At 38.8% G+C, this 14,026-nt stretch carries 14 protein-coding genes and 2 pseudogenes; 7 read left to right on the top strand and 9 right to left on the bottom strand.

What is annotated here, in order from left to right; genetic code table 11:
- Positions 1–88 precede the first annotated feature (88 nt).
- The 5 genes and pseudogenes from H7U22_RS23360 to H7U22_RS21695 all read left to right on the top strand — a co-directional run.
- Positions 89–550: pseudogene (locus H7U22_RS23360) on the top strand (SDR family NAD(P)-dependent oxidoreductase); the annotation flags it as partial.
- Positions 505–852 (top strand): Rossmann-fold NAD(P)-binding domain-containing protein, encoded by a 348-nt coding sequence (locus H7U22_RS21710; protein ID WP_187073441.1) that lies wholly within the window; start codon positions 505–507, stop codon positions 850–852. The pseudogene H7U22_RS23360 and the gene H7U22_RS21710, both read left to right, overlap by 46 nt.
- A gap of 829 nt (positions 853–1,681) precedes the next feature.
- A complete protein-coding gene (locus H7U22_RS21705; RefSeq protein ID WP_187073440.1) occupies positions 1,682–1,918 on the top strand; it encodes a hypothetical protein in 237 nt (78 codons plus the stop codon).
- 361 nt (positions 1,919–2,279) lie between these two features.
- The gene (locus H7U22_RS23525) at positions 2,280–2,699 is read left to right on the top strand and encodes a helix-turn-helix domain-containing protein (RefSeq protein WP_187073439.1); all 420 of its coding nucleotides are present in this window, start codon (positions 2,280–2,282) and stop codon (positions 2,697–2,699) included.
- An 18-nt stretch (positions 2,700–2,717) separates the two neighbouring features.
- On the top strand, positions 2,718–3,113 hold the full coding sequence (locus H7U22_RS21695; protein WP_187073438.1) for a VOC family protein: 396 nt from the start codon (positions 2,718–2,720) through the stop codon (positions 3,111–3,113).
- A gap of 192 nt (positions 3,114–3,305) precedes the next feature.
- Here the strand turns inward: H7U22_RS21695 and H7U22_RS21690 are convergent, their stop codons facing one another.
- From H7U22_RS21690 to H7U22_RS21650, 9 genes and pseudogenes are all read right to left on the bottom strand, one after another.
- A complete protein-coding gene (locus tag H7U22_RS21690; protein ID WP_187073444.1) occupies positions 3,306–3,509 on the bottom strand; it encodes a DUF4287 domain-containing protein in 204 nt (67 codons plus the stop codon).
- Positions 3,510–3,524: 15 nt separating this feature from the next.
- Positions 3,525–3,965 (bottom strand): DUF1569 domain-containing protein, encoded by a 441-nt coding sequence (locus tag H7U22_RS21685; protein ID WP_187073437.1) that lies wholly within the window; start codon positions 3,963–3,965, stop codon positions 3,525–3,527.
- Entirely contained in the window at positions 3,962–4,372 is a 411-nt protein-coding gene (locus H7U22_RS21680; RefSeq protein ID WP_187073436.1) for a VOC family protein, read from the bottom strand. Before H7U22_RS21680 ends, H7U22_RS21685 begins: the two co-directional genes overlap by 4 nt.
- 47 nt (positions 4,373–4,419) lie before the next feature.
- The gene (locus tag H7U22_RS21675; protein WP_222621931.1) at positions 4,420–4,905 is read right to left on the bottom strand and encodes an AraC family transcriptional regulator; all 486 of its coding nucleotides are present in this window, start codon (positions 4,903–4,905) and stop codon (positions 4,420–4,422) included.
- 10 nt (positions 4,906–4,915) lie between these two features.
- Positions 4,916–5,152, bottom strand: a complete 237-nt coding sequence (locus H7U22_RS21670) for a hypothetical protein (protein WP_187073435.1) — start codon at positions 5,150–5,152, stop codon at positions 4,916–4,918.
- Between the two features lie 422 nt (positions 5,153–5,574).
- Positions 5,575–7,752: a TonB-dependent receptor gene (locus H7U22_RS21665; protein ID WP_187073434.1), complete on the bottom strand. Its 2,178-nt coding sequence runs from the start codon at positions 7,750–7,752 to the stop codon at positions 5,575–5,577.
- 79 nt (positions 7,753–7,831) lie between these two features.
- Complete coding sequence (locus tag H7U22_RS21660; RefSeq protein ID WP_187073433.1) at positions 7,832–8,227, bottom strand: hypothetical protein; 396 nt, start codon at positions 8,225–8,227, stop codon at positions 7,832–7,834.
- Positions 8,228–8,568: 341 nt separating this feature from the next.
- Positions 8,569–9,123 (bottom strand): dihydrofolate reductase family protein, encoded by a 555-nt coding sequence (locus H7U22_RS21655; protein ID WP_187073432.1) that lies wholly within the window; start codon positions 9,121–9,123, stop codon positions 8,569–8,571.
- Between the two features lie 727 nt (positions 9,124–9,850).
- Positions 9,851–10,242, bottom strand: a pseudogene (locus tag H7U22_RS21650) (putative glycolipid-binding domain-containing protein).
- A 967-nt stretch (positions 10,243–11,209) separates the two neighbouring features.
- On the opposite strand from H7U22_RS21650, the gene H7U22_RS21640 reads away from it, so the two are divergent.
- Both H7U22_RS21640 and H7U22_RS21635 read left to right on the top strand, forming a co-directional pair.
- Positions 11,210–12,076, top strand: coding sequence for a helix-turn-helix domain-containing protein (locus H7U22_RS21640; RefSeq protein WP_187073430.1), 867 nt, complete (start codon positions 11,210–11,212; stop codon positions 12,074–12,076).
- A gap of 82 nt (positions 12,077–12,158) precedes the next feature.
- A complete protein-coding gene (locus H7U22_RS21635) occupies positions 12,159–12,887 on the top strand; it encodes an SDR family oxidoreductase (protein ID WP_187073429.1) in 729 nt (242 codons plus the stop codon).
- Positions 12,888–14,026: the final 1,139 nt, after the last annotated feature.

Here is a 14,026-nt window from a genome sequence, read left to right as displayed (position 1 = left end):
CCTTATCAAATTAACTCGGCTAAGGGGAACTTTTTAGATTGGCGAAGAGGGGTCAATTTGAAGCGGTTTATCCAATCAGCATTTAAAATGTCTTCCTTTAGATGTTGCCTCATTAAAATCGATTGAGGAATTTGTAACAATCTTTTCAAAAGAAAAGGATAACAGGATTATATCGCTTGTTAATAATGCCGGTGGACAAAATATCGGACCTTTAAATTATACCGTTGATGGCATTGAAGAAACATTTGGTACCAACTACCTTGGCGGCTTTGCTCTAACCCTTTTGCTGATGCCTTTTATGGACAAGGAAGCAAGCATAACTTTCACTGCAAGCGGCACACACGACCCGGCAAAGAAAGAAGGTATAGAGCCACCCATTTATATTACGGCAGAAGAATTAGCTCATCCTAAAAAACAAATGAAAAAGAAAACATTGCCGGACAAAGAAGATATTCAAGTTCTAAACTTTGTGTTATCATGGCTGTATACCAATTGCAAAAACATTTGGAAAATACCTCAATCCGTGTCAACGCATTTGACCCTGGATTAGTACCAGGAACGGGTTTGGCAAGAACCTATCCTCCATTATTGAAATTCATGTGGAATAATATAATGCCGGTGTTGACACTTTTTAGACGCAATACGAACACCGCAAAAAAGTCAGGAACAAATCTTGCAAACCTTGCTTTTGCACAACAATATAAAAATCTTAATGGCAAGTATGTTGAAGGGACAAAAGTGATTAGCTCTTCAAAGGACTCATACAACAAATCTTTCCAAAAGGATTTATGGAACACAAGTATAAAACTTGCCCATATAAATCAGGCAGAGACCTCTCTCCAATTATCGTAACAGAAATGCTGGTATAATGACACTTCAAAACACAATGCCAGCCGCTAACAAGGAAGGCTTACCAAAACGGGGCAGACGAAAGCCGTATTTTTCTCCGCTGGTTGTTCCCTTAGCTCTACGGTACTATCTGCACCAACAACAGCACTGGGAAACCCATTCGATTTATTTGAAAGAACTAATCTTCTTATTATCGCAGATGTTTTCTCTTGTTTGTGAACCCTGCTCACAAAATCTTGTTGAACAACAACGGCTAAGAGTTTAGAAGAAAAACACTTTCGGTATTTTGGATACAAAAAGCTCCGTTTTGGAAACTATTATCTTTTTTAATGTACTCACATTTGCATCTCAGAAGTGACAGGAATATTTGTTTAAATAAGGATTCGACAATAATTGCTGCACTGAATTTGCTATAGTTAATTGCTAAATGGTTGTCCACTTACCTTTTAAGATATAATTATTCTCAAGTTGCAACTGAATTTGTATTACTTCGATGGTAAAATTAGTAGTTAAATCAAAACTTGTTAATAGTCTATTCAACTAATAATTTAATTCGCTTTGATCAACTTGCTAATTCTTGCAAGGGATAACAATAAAATTTAAGTGATAAATTCAATCACATGTTCCAAATTTGGAGCATAAATAGCTTTAAAGAAATTAAAAAATATATTCTAATGCAAACAGAAATTAATAACAGGAAGAAAATTAAAGCCATATGTCTTGGAGTTTATGACGCAATAGTTAAAAGGATGTAAATGCTCTACGCAATTATTTTGTTTCAGACATTATACGGCACGCTACTGGAGAAATTGGTGTAGAAGCAGCAATTACCATGACGGAAAAAATGTTTTCAATCTCTCAAAATACTCAATTTAATGTTGAAGACATATTGGTTGATGATAATAAGGCAGCTTTACCTGTGACTATTTTGGGGCGCGAGGTTTTTAAAGATAGACCATTACTACCCACTATTTTAGAAATTTTCAAAATTGAAAACGACAAGGTCACAGAGATATGGGGAGTCGGTATATCACCGGAAAAATTCCTCAGAAAATTTAAATTTCACTGATCAAAAAACCTTTTTAGCTGATCAATTTATAGGTAGCTAAATATTGAATGACTTATACAACCTAACTTTCTTGCTTAAATCAAATTGAATACCAAAAGGTAATATTATAATCGTCATCGCCAATGCTGCCAGAAGTGCAGCATAGACCTCAATTACATTTTAAGTGGAATTATATTGATCTACTTATGGCGTATACATTTTAATGCTGAGTTATGGAATAGAATGGGAAACCAACTATCATGGTGATATCTGAATTCTACCGTCTTTTTAAATACTAATATTTTTTGATAATTTGGTCTGATAGTCAACATTTACAATAAATATTGACTGTGGTAGGTTTATCTAAATTAAAACTTAGGAAATGACATTTTATGAATGTGAAATAGAAAGAATTAAAAATTTGATCTACAGAAACCAAAGGCAACTTGACATTGTAATCGGAATGCGGAACTATATCGATAACAATTATCATGCAGGTTTGAGTTTAAACTTCTTGTCAGGTATTAAATTTATTTCGAAATATCACCTGTTGCGCTTGTTTAAAAGGTATTATGGACAAACGCCAAAACAATACTTGCTTGACAGACAAATTGAAAATTCGAAGGAATATTTAAAAAAAGGTATGTCCATAGCTGAAACCTGCTATTTCGTAGAATTTGAAAGCCCCTGTTCTTTTAGTACGTTATTCAAAAGTAAAACTGGATTAACTCCCACGGAATTTAAAAAAGAGCAACTTTTACAAAGCCGGTTTGATTTTCATTTAAGAACTTTGGGAAATTAAATTATTAATTTTAATCTCATGAAAGTAAAAGTAACAGGAATTCCCGTCAACGATCAGGAAAAAGCATTGAAGTTCTATACCGACATATTGGGTTTTGTAAAAAAAGTGGATGTACCAATTAGCGCAGACAGCCGATGGTTAACCGTGGTGAGCAAAGAGGAACAGGACGGGACAGAAGTATTGTTGGAACCTTCCCCCAATCATTTTGAACCATCTAAAACGTACCAAAAAGCACTTTTTGACGCAGGAATTCCTTATACCCAATTTAGTGTTGATAGCGTTCAAAAAGAGTATGAACGCCTTATAGATCTTGGCGTTGAATTCAGCGTAGTACCTACTGCAATGGGAACAGTTAAAATTGCTGTATTCAATGACACCTGTGGAAATAATATTCAAATTATTGAAATGCTTTAAAAAACAGGCTTGCAGACGCTGCCGCAACTTAACCATCGTCAGGTTGGCGGTTTTCAAACTAAATTAATAAGCTTATTCAATAAGACTAGCCTTTGCGACTGCTCACATAGTAGACCGCTCATCGGTGGATTTTGAAAAACTTACGTTACACTGCAATTATTTTAATGGTAATCGTCGATTGTATAATCCGGTTTACAGATCGCCTTTGATGAAGTGGTAAAGTGCCAGTGAATGGCCGTGGCCCAGGTCAAAATCTTGTTTGAGCCAGGCAATGACTTCGGCTGCTTTAACTGTTGATTTTAACACATCGTTTTCAAAGAGGCCTTTAGCGATGGCCAGATCTTTAAAATCTTCCGGGGTTTTGCCGGTTTTTTTTTGATGGTCTCGAAATAGGATTGGATCGGAACTTGATTAGGCATTGAACTGTCTTAAATGGTGATCGGCATGTTTATAAACGAGACGGCCTGTTTGTTCTTTGTTCAAATGGCCGAAGAAAGGATGTAAAAAGCCAGCATCGCCGAGTTGAGGGTAATCGTTTTGCAATTTGATCCAATGCGCTTTTTCTTCGGCGACATTATATTCCCCGGTCATTTTAAATGACGGAACGGTTGGCAGATTTCTTTTAACCGGTTCATCCTTCAGCATGTCTTTGAGCGCCAATTTGCCAACGAGTTTGCCGAGGACAGATTGCTTATACTTCGTTTTGCCTTGCGCCATTTCATCCCACATGGAGCAATGTCTGAGCATTTGCCCTACGGTCATTTTGCCCCATTGGGCTTGGCTGTTTTCATCGAGTAAATTAATTCTACCGATCAATTCTTCCCTGGTGGTTTGGTCAAATACGGTTTTCATGTGCGCTGCTGTAAAGAAAAGAAGTTACCGGAATCATCTTTAAACAATGCTTCTAATGCAAAAAATTCCTTAGTAGGTGGCTTGATAAATTCTACCCCCTTGCCCTTCAATTCTTCATAGGTCGCATAAATATCATTACAGGAAAAAACACAGGGCCCGAATGTGCCGCTACTCACCAGTTCTTTCAGCATTTTTATCTTTTCTTCCGTAAACATTTTACCGGCTATTAATGGAAATAAAGTGATCTCTAAATCAGACTGTTCGGGTGGTGTAACGGTTAACCACCGCGTGTCTGGCCCCATGGGCACGTCGATCTTGACATTAAAGCCGAGTTTATTGGTATAAAAATCGGCGGCGCTTTCCTGGTTAAGAACATATACGCACATATGGGTTACTTTGCTGATCATGAAACAAATGTCGGAAAAAGGATATACAAGCAACTATGGCAAAGTTGCTATTTTTCACCCAGCCCATACTGGTAAACGATACAACCCGGCACAAAGTTGAGTGGTGCTTCTTTAAGTTGGATAATTTGCAGGCGTTGTTGTTTTAAATAAGCTGAAGGGGTTATCCCAACAGTTCGTTTGAATAGGTTGCCGAAAGCGCTTAGGGTGTCAAAACCGACTGCTGAGCACACTTCGGCAACTGTAATACCAGTACGCATTAGCTGCATAGCCTTTTCTATACGTACAAAGGCCAGGTATTGATGCGGTGTTTTTTGATAGGTTTGTTTGAATAGGCGGATAAAATGAAATTTGGAAAAAAAAGCCTCACCTGATATCTCATCAATTGTTATTTTCCTAGCATAATTATCATCAATAAATAATTTGGACTGAACGATGCGCTGGTATAAATATTCTCTTGGGTACGCTGGTGTTACCATATCAAGTGTAAAGTTAACTAAAAGTCCCAACACTAGCTTCCTGTGTATTTCAGTCACAAAGGCAATTTTAAATAGTTATTGATCTTTGAATTTCATTTCCGCCCTCAGTAATTTGTTTGTAATCAGCTTCCTGTAAATTTTGTCTTAGAATACGACTACAGGCAGTTTCAATAAGACCGGGCTCACTTCTGACCAGATCGCTGGAGCAAAAGCATACATTAATCCCACAACTTCCATTTAAGCGGTTTGCCGAAGCTTCAGAAATTGCTAAAGCGTTGGCGTTCCTTGGCAGATCAATTATCACAATCGCAAATTCAGTATTCCTACTGCCGTTTTCTCACTCAGCCGGTTTGAAAAGACCGTGGCCTTACGCAGTAATATCCGTACGCATAAGCCAAAAGGCTTTAACTCGTATCACGAGTTTTTTGTGAAGACCCATTAACGATTTCCCAGCAGCATGCATACCCTGGTTCCTACGGACCAGGGTGCTTTGCTATGCATAAAATCAGGCCAGGCAGATCAATATCACGTACAAAAAATAAACCATTAACAAAAACTACCATGAACATTGAATTGAAAAATATTAAGTATTACGAATCCTTTAGCGAAGAAACACTGGCTTTCACTGTGAGTTTTCTTTTTTTAATGAGACTGCTTTTTCACTTTCGGTAAGACTGTATAATAAAAAAGGTCATACCCCACCAATAATGTGGCATGACCATAAAGTTAATTTAATAACTTGATCCTGATCCCTACATTAACCACAGCACCATCCAAAGGCGCGTAAATGTTCTTGAATTTAGGAGCAGTCAAACTGCCTGTGTAAATACTGCCCCATTTGGTCTGCCGCTGATCTGTCAGGTTTTCAGCATTAACAAAGATGTCCAAGTGCTTCCACATCTTTTGTGCCAATAAACCAAAGGTTACATAATCTTTTGCGGTGGTACCGTCTGATAATAACTGCGGGCCGGTATAAAAACTTTCGGCTCCAAAACGAAAACTTCCTTCTATTTCATAAGTCGCATCGAAAATTAATTGATTTTTGGGTGTAAGTGTTTGCAGCGCGCTTATCCCATTAAAATGGGTTTTGGTATCAGTGTAAGTATAACCGAGATAAAAAACCATCTCATCCATAACCAACTTGATATTGGTTTCCGCGCCCTGTGTATTTAAGTAACCGGGAGCATTAATAAAACTATTACTTTGCAGGATGAGCGGCCTGTCCACCCTTGTTGAAAAAAACAATTGGTTGATATTAATAAAAGTGTCGTCACCTAATGCAATGCGGTAATTCAGGTCGCCGTTTAAACCATAGGATTGTTCAGCTTGTGTATTGCCGATGTTTAAAGGTTGTATATGAACATAATCGTCCTGCTCTACCTCATCGTTGATTAATGACGGCATTTTATAACCCAGTCCGCCACCAATACGGCTACTTAAATGCTCAGTTATTTTAAATAAGGCATTTATTCTTGGTAATATAAACAGACCCGATGATGGAGTGGCCGGTGCAGGGTTATTAATATCCAAGCGTAAACCGTTCTCTACCGAGAACCAATTATTTACCTTATAGGTATTTTGCACGAAAGTCCCGATGGTAGCTTGGTTATAACTTAAGCCATTTTGCGGAGGATCTGCAATAAAATGATCGGTGATCAGGTTCGCACCGGCAACCCAGGAAGCCTTATCGCCATTACGCACATAATTGACTTCACTGTACGAGGAAACCTGCCGGCCTTTAAAATCAAACGCGGGTCCGACCAAATCCCGGTCAAAATAGCCGATTGTGTTTTTGAAATTTATCTTGCTTTCTTCATCTATCTTATGGGTAAATGAGAGCTGTGTTGAAAAGCGGAATGTTTTGTTTTGCTCAAAATATTGGTGCACATTATCGGGTTGACCCGAAATGACCTGCAAATCGCCACCCAAACGGTTCTCATAAGTGGTATTTACACCGAACCAGCCCGAATTGTGTTCATCCATATACAGGAACACTTTCGGGTTGATGGTAAAGCGTTTCGTTTGCGGTATTGCGCTTAGGCCTGTATTCGACGGATCGTAAACGCCATTGTAATTGTAAGAACCAAATATGGTTGTGCCAATGTGTTTCCACTTTCGGCTGTAATAGCCGCTGGCATCTGCACCTTTGGCGCTTGTTCCATTTAATAGGAAAGTCAATTCCGGTTCTTTTTCTGGCACTTTACTGATCAGGTTTACTAAACCTGCAATTGCACCGCCACCATATAAAGTCGAAGCCGATCCTTTGATAAATTCTACTTGTCGTAGGTCCAGCGGGCTGATCTGCATTAAACTGAGATTACCAGAAAAACCTGCGTACAAGGGCATACCATCTTGGAGGAGTTGCGTGTACCTGCTGCCTAGACCCTGGATACGGAAACTGGCACTGCCACTTACCGCCGAAGTTTGCTGGACGTGAATGCCAGTGGCTTCACCCAATAACATTTTTATGTCGCCGGGACGCATGGTGCTTTTTTCGTCCAGTTCTTCCAATGGCAACGCTTCTATACGGGTTGGAATATCCCGCAGGTTTTGGTTCGTGCGCGTTGTTTGCACGGTTACTTCTGCCAGTTCACCGGTCGACAGTTCAAGGCTGATCATGATGATCTCATCAGGATGTTGCAAAGGGAAATTATAGATCATTTCGCTTTTGCCAAAACCCACATAGGTGATCTCGATCTCGAATTTACCGTTGGGTATGTTTGGAATAGTCAATAATCCACTGGCATCAGCACTTACACTGATCTTTAGATCAGGTATGGTCGCGGTTGCGCCTTTCAGCGCCGCTTTGGTTTGGTCGTTGAATACTTTCGCCCTGAAGGTATTCTGTGCTGATACCGTATGTGCCAATAGCACAAAGGATAACAGCATGAAAAATCTTTTCATGTATATGAATATGTTAGCCAAAGCATAACTATGGCTTGCGTAAGAAAATAAATGATTAAAAAATAGAGAAGAAAAATAATTAGGCTATCGGCGGCCTGAAATGTTGATGGTAATATTCCGAAGAATAGTCGCAGTCATGGTAAACTGGCTCGTTAGTCAATAGTCGCCCAATATCGGTGAAAAGCCGAAAAACATGTTGAACAAAAAAAATCGAAAGCGTTGGTTGATGTTGGAACTGCAGTGTGCCCCCATTCTTAGGCTTGGCGTCATGGGCATTGTTGCCAAATAGCTCCTTACCATGCAATAGGTAATCCCCGACAAAATCACAAATATCCGGTTTACCAACCCTGATCTCACAGTATGACCGGTACATCGCAGGAAGGTCACGCATAAGTGAAAAGTCACTTAGTGGAAAGATCACGCTGCCCGCTAGGAAATAGCAGTACAAAAACAAAGCGGTGATTGTTCTTTTCATTGACGCAAAGATAGTAAATCCTAACCTGAAGCTTTTTAAAATATTTATCTGATGCGGACGTATTAACAGCGTATTAAAAAATATAAGGTAAAACTTGATTGCCAAAAAGCAATTTCGGGGCAATCAATTTATACCTACTTATTAGAGGTTTTTAAAACCTGTTCGCAAGATCAGGCAAGCAACCGTTCCATCGCCGGGAAGTGGCCGAGTCTGAAAACAAATAGCAGCCAGCACTTTGAATTTACGCTTGAACGCGACCTCATTACCCTCCTCAATTAACGCTCTCGAAATAATATTCCTTTGCAGCGATTGCTTGTTAGGAGAGGGCACAAGAACTGTCGTTAATTCCTTCTACGGTAGTGAAGTGCTACACAGCCGTTTTTGAAGGTCCGTGTTTCTACCAATTCCAGCTTAAATATATCGCGGAGACTGCCCGCATCAAATAGATGTCGTCCCTTGCCCGCTATAACTGGGTGTACCACAAAGTGAAATTCATCAATTAGATTTGCTGCCGTCAGTTCTGGCAACATACTTTCGGTGTCTACAGAAATTGTTTTACCGTTCTGCTGCTTTAGCCTCCGTAATTCAGCCGCAGGATCGCTACGGATAATTGTTGTATCCACATCTGCTGTTTCCATTGACCGGGAAATTACCACCTTATCAATTGCCACAAGCCTTTTTGCAAACCTGATCTCTGCGGCAGATCCTGAACGGTCTTTTGCGACATCGGCCCAATATGGAAACATCAACTGATACATCACACGGCCGTAAAATAGCAGACCTACATCGTCCATCATACCAGCGAAATACTCCATCAGTTCTTCGCTTGGTTCTCCAAGGGTGTGGTCACAATAGCCATCCAAGCTAATATTCAAAGCAAATGATACCTTTCTCATAATACAAAAATAAGTGGTGGTCCCGATATGAGTTAGGGTTGATTGCGACAAAAAAAGGGTATTTTAAGCCAACTGGCATATACCTAATTGGAATCTGCGACACTACATATAATAAAAATACGTAACGTGTCAAATTTTTTGATTATTAACAGCGCTTATATTATGCTGGATCAGCAATTACAAACAAAACACTTGGTTGCTAATAAATTCAGTGTACTGAAAGATTCACAAGGCTAGATGCCCACGATTTTGTCCGGAACGACCCTCTATCATGGAAGCTACTGTTTAAAGCACAGTTCGATGCGTTGACGCAGCCCCTTATCTTGATCGGCCATTCGCTCGGCGGTTCTATGCGCTGCTCAAATACCTTTCTGAGGAACGGCCGGAAAAGAGAATCTTAGGTTTGTTTTTGGTTAGCCATACCATACTGGGGCCTGACGGTTGGGACGTATCAGATTTTGCTTTAATCGAACATTTTGAAACAACACTACCGCCCTTAGGCCTGGTTTTCTTTTACCAGGGAACCCAAGATCCGGTCGTGCCGGCCAGACACCTGACTTTCTATAAGAAACATTTTAAAACGGCTGTATTCCGGCAGTCGGAGGTCAGCGATCATGCTTTTGCTCAGGGACTGCCGCATTTAATAACTGACCTGAGAAGCATCGAATGATCAATAGCTTTTCTTATAAGTGATTAATAGCTTCTCTAAGTCAAAAATGTAACATACTTATTTCCTATTTAACGATTGTTTAGCTGTCCTGGTAAAAAGTTCTGGGTAATTAATTACAAAGCCTTCCTCATCAATACGGATAGTGGCTTCAAAATCGTTGGGAACGTTTTCGTAGTGGCATTCCGCATCAGACACGCGAGTGTAATTTTGATACACCGATTTTATTTCTTGTTGTAACAGATCAAGGTATATCACCTTGATTTGCTGTTTTTCATCATTTCCCAATTGCAGCCTGTCAATGGATAGGGTATTTGTAAATGCGTAAGTGGGATATCCACCTCTATACAACCTTGAAGTTTATCGATTGATTTATCTCTGCTGTGCCAGTTTCCTTTAGCATTACCTTGTAATTTTATGGCTTGCGTTTTATTATTATATCTGCAAACAATATCAATATAAAGGGTTTCCCAATTTTTTGTAGTTCGTATCTAATAATTAACCTGGTAAATCTTCTGTTATAGAATCCTATTATCACTGAGTTGATCTTGTAGCCTTCATCTACTGGGGTAATCAGGCAATTTTCTAAAGAATAATACTCAATAACCGTCCACAGAAGATTAATTTGCGGCTTTGTTTGAATAACGCTTTTCATAAATCTCTTTATATGTTACCTGTTATCCTTAACTGGAATTACAGAACTAATGTTTTAATTGTTCTGAATACATTTTTTCGATAGATATAATTTAACACCTCTAAGCGATCATTCTTAAACGCCCATAGGACCAATCTAGGTGGATCCCGTTAAAGATAACTTGTTGTTGCCGGACTATAAAGCAGCGTAACGAGAGTACAATATCCTTTTTCATAACTTTCGCAGCATACAATTTTAGAACGCTGTAGAAACCGTTAAAATTACGGAACGAAGCAAAACTTTGTGGTTTCAAAAAGTTACTAAATCGTTCCTGCAAGTCAAAAACGACTATTTTGCCCAGAAATAGAGATTGTAGCGAGGAAGACTTAGAATCTTTTAGTTGTTAGTTCGATTCCAGCAAAGTGTACGCTGATGGAGTTCAGAGGATTATCGCCTATTCAATAATTACAGCCTGCGTACAGTTTTTAAATGGGCGATCAAATATCAGCTAGAAATGTCTTTCAGCTTTTCCTCGCTGAATTCTTTAAATACTAATTTTTGTGTCCGCGAATCCGATGCTGGATGCATAACCAATGCTTGTTAAATAAAGCTAGATTTAACGTGTAATGCTTGAGCTAATGACCTTAATGACACAACCTATAAGACTAGCTCCCGAATAACGCCATTCATGATTAGCTATAATGGATCAATTCTCTTTGCAGCTAATCGGGTTAATCAGACTTTTCGTTAATTTCTTCTTATCTTTGTTTAGATATGTGATGAAAATGCAGAAGACCCAAGAATTGGAGAAAAGAAGGAAACTGCACGATAGGATGGAGATCATGGTGAATGAAAATTGTAAGATTGCCATACCTTCGGATATTTTAGAAAAATTGCTTCAGCCACATAAGCTGTCTCATTATTGTTTTATCTTTTTGGATCAGGGGTCAGAAACTTATAAAATAGATTTAAAAGATATTACCATCGGCGACAGCCAAATGGTTTTTGGTTTGCCAAATCAAATATTTACAAATGCCCTCAAGGACAATCACAGTTTAAATTATAAAGCTGCCTTCGATGAAAACACGTTGGGCCTGCTCCCAAATTCATTTCCGTTCCTGCTGGATCCTTTAAATTTAAATATGATCACGTTTACTCCTGATGCTAAAGAGCGTGTAAAGTCTGTTTTCTCTACCTTATTTCAATTACTTCATACTACCGGAAAGCCAAATAAAATTGAAATAATTCTAGCGTATTTAAATACGCTTTTAACCGAGTTTAACAATGCTTACTTTGAGCAGAGCAATCAAAAGAACCCGCCAAATACCAAATTGTCCAAATACATCGCTTTTAAACTTACTGTAGAAGCGCATCTGACTGAACAACATGACGTACACATTATTGCAGAAAAATTGGCGATGACCACAGGTAGCCTTTATGGAGTTGTAAAGAAATTTTCAGGTGTATCACCTAAGGAATGGATAACAAACAGGCTCATTCTGGAAGCGCAGCGTAAGTTACAGTATTCTACGCTATCAGTAAAGGAACTGGCATACGAATTAGGTTTTAATGACCCTGATTATTTTTCGCGGTTATTCAAAAAAAATACAGGTACGAGTATCAGCGCTTATTTGTCAAGTCATCACGATTAGTCCAGTATATAAAATGATTTGTCCACCTCTTAGGTTTTCCTATCCACTATTTTTGCTCCTATAAATTTAAAACCATTAATCAATGAAAATAGCATTAGTAACAGGAGCAAACAAAGGTATTGGCTTGGAAGTAGCCAGGCAACTCGCACAAAACGGATTCTTTGTTTATTTAGGGTGTCGCAATCTCGAAAGTGGTTTAGCCGCAGTGGAAAAACTTAAAGCTGAGGGGATCGACAATATAGAGGAAGTTACATTAGATGTCACTGATAACGAATCAGTTTACAGCGTTCGTGAAATAATAGGAAAAAAAACGGAAGTGTTGGATGTGTTGGTCAACAACGCAGGTATTTCAGGAGGATTTCCGCAATCAGCGCTTGATGCAACACTTGAGCAATTCAGGACAGTTTTTGAAACGAATGTGTTCGGCGTGGTTAGCGTTTCGCAAGCTTTTATTGATCTGTTAAAAAAATCACCTGAACCACGTATTGTAAATGTTAGTTCCGCCATGGGTTCGCTTTCTTTGGCAGCTGACCCTTCCGGCGGTTACCACATGGCGGTATATCAATCGAGTAAAGCAGCTCTCAACATGTATACGGTAAATCTTGCTTATGAGCTCCGTGACTTGCCCTTTAAAGTTAACATGGTTTGTCCGGGGTATACAAAAACCGATTTTACTGGTCATCAAGGTACCAGCACAGTTCAAGAAGCAGGGCAACGTATTGCAAAGTATGCACTGATTGACCAGAATGGACCAACAGGAAAGTTTATGAGTGAAGAATATTTTCCTGAACCGGAAAGTTGTCCATGGTAGAACCGAATACCATAGAACCCAAGGAGTAAATTATATGTTTTCTTAACGTTCATCAGAACGGATTGTAAAGAGTCACAATCCTAAGATCCGGTAATAATTAGCCCAATGCGTCTGATAAAGAGTAAGGTTGACCACGCTAAAGATGATATGCCCGAAAGAAAGGCTACAGGAAAAAATTATAGGATTCTCTAAAATGCTTTTTCTTTTTTATTTAAATAAATTGAAACTACTCAACAGGCTTTATGCCAAAAGCGGAGATGATTTCATTGAAGTCGCTATTGAATGGATCGAATTCTATCAAGTCTTGAGAAAATATTTTAGCAAATGGCAATACCCTTAGCACAGATATTTATATAGTTGTCGGTAAATGCTGCAAATCAGTAACCTGAAACTCTTGAATTGACGATAACTTCATTCTGTATCTAAATTAACCCTTAGGAAGGGCCAATGGCCGACTAAAAATCGTCAGCAAACCAGCTAAAGTAATTTGTGTAAGACCAACTATTACCATTTAAGCTTATACAATTATAAAATAGACAAATGCTGGTGTATGAATTGAATACTGAAGTATTGGTGTTAAAAATCACTTTAAACCTTTAAAAAAGTTCCCTATCAGTACACGGGCGTCGACATCTCTGTTTCTATCTCCTAGCTTTTTTATTGGGAGAAAAAAGTTCTTGTTTGGAATGTATGACCTCCATTAATATGCTTACAAAACTCACTTGCTGTTTTGTGATATCTGATCGATAGTCAGTACGTTGCACAGTAAGTGTTCCCAACGGCCTATTGGTGGGATAAAAAATCTCTAGGTTATTGTTTTTAGCACATTGGCCGACATCAAGCCAATGTGCTAATGACTCTCAGCACTCATAACTTGTCCATAGCTTAGCTTGTCCAAAACAACTTCTCCCCCTTGATAAGGATTGATAAGGTATTTTTGTCTATTGATCAGTATATTGATACCGGATGTTTATGATCGGCACAATCGTCGGAACCCAGCGCGGGGAGGTTTGCACTCATTATTGCAAAGCCTTTAAACCATTGCGATTTTATTTTGCTAGTTTCATTACCATTTGCGCTCCATTTTAAAAACCAAACCAACAGCAAAAACCGATTGAGGATTCGCATTATTATTAATC

This window comes from Pedobacter fastidiosus (assembly GCF_014306625.1).
GTDB classification, from domain to species: domain Bacteria; phylum Bacteroidota; class Bacteroidia; order Sphingobacteriales; family Sphingobacteriaceae; genus Pedobacter; species Pedobacter fastidiosus.
This window is presented reverse-complemented; position numbering and strand designations above follow the sequence as displayed.

What these genes read in the sequence shown, in the direction of transcription:
- H7U22_RS21705 (WP_187073440.1), top strand. Translation starts at nt 1,682, where the DNA reads ATGACGGAAAAAATGTTTTCAATCTCTCAAAATACTCAATTTAATGTT.
- H7U22_RS23525 (WP_187073439.1), top strand. Translation starts at nt 2,280, where the DNA reads ATGACATTTTATGAATGTGAAATAGAAAGAATTAAAAATTTGATCTAC.
- H7U22_RS21695 (WP_187073438.1), top strand. Translation starts at nt 2,718, where the DNA reads ATGAAAGTAAAAGTAACAGGAATTCCCGTCAACGATCAGGAAAAAGCA.
- H7U22_RS21685 (WP_187073437.1), bottom strand. Translation starts at nt 3,965, where the DNA reads ATGAAAACCGTATTTGACCAAACCACCAGGGAAGAATTGATCGGTAGA.
- H7U22_RS21680 (WP_187073436.1), bottom strand. Translation starts at nt 4,372, where the DNA reads ATGATCAGCAAAGTAACCCATATGTGCGTATATGTTCTTAACCAGGAA.
- H7U22_RS21665 (WP_187073434.1), bottom strand. Translation starts at nt 7,752, where the DNA reads ATGAAAAGATTTTTCATGCTGTTATCCTTTGTGCTATTGGCACATACG.
- H7U22_RS21660 (WP_187073433.1), bottom strand. Translation starts at nt 8,227, where the DNA reads ATGAAAAGAACAATCACCGCTTTGTTTTTGTACTGCTATTTCCTAGCG.
- H7U22_RS21655 (WP_187073432.1), bottom strand. Translation starts at nt 9,123, where the DNA reads ATGAGAAAGGTATCATTTGCTTTGAATATTAGCTTGGATGGCTATTGT.
- H7U22_RS21640 (WP_187073430.1), top strand. Translation starts at nt 11,210, where the DNA reads ATGCAGAAGACCCAAGAATTGGAGAAAAGAAGGAAACTGCACGATAGG.
- H7U22_RS21635 (WP_187073429.1), top strand. Translation starts at nt 12,159, where the DNA reads ATGAAAATAGCATTAGTAACAGGAGCAAACAAAGGTATTGGCTTGGAA.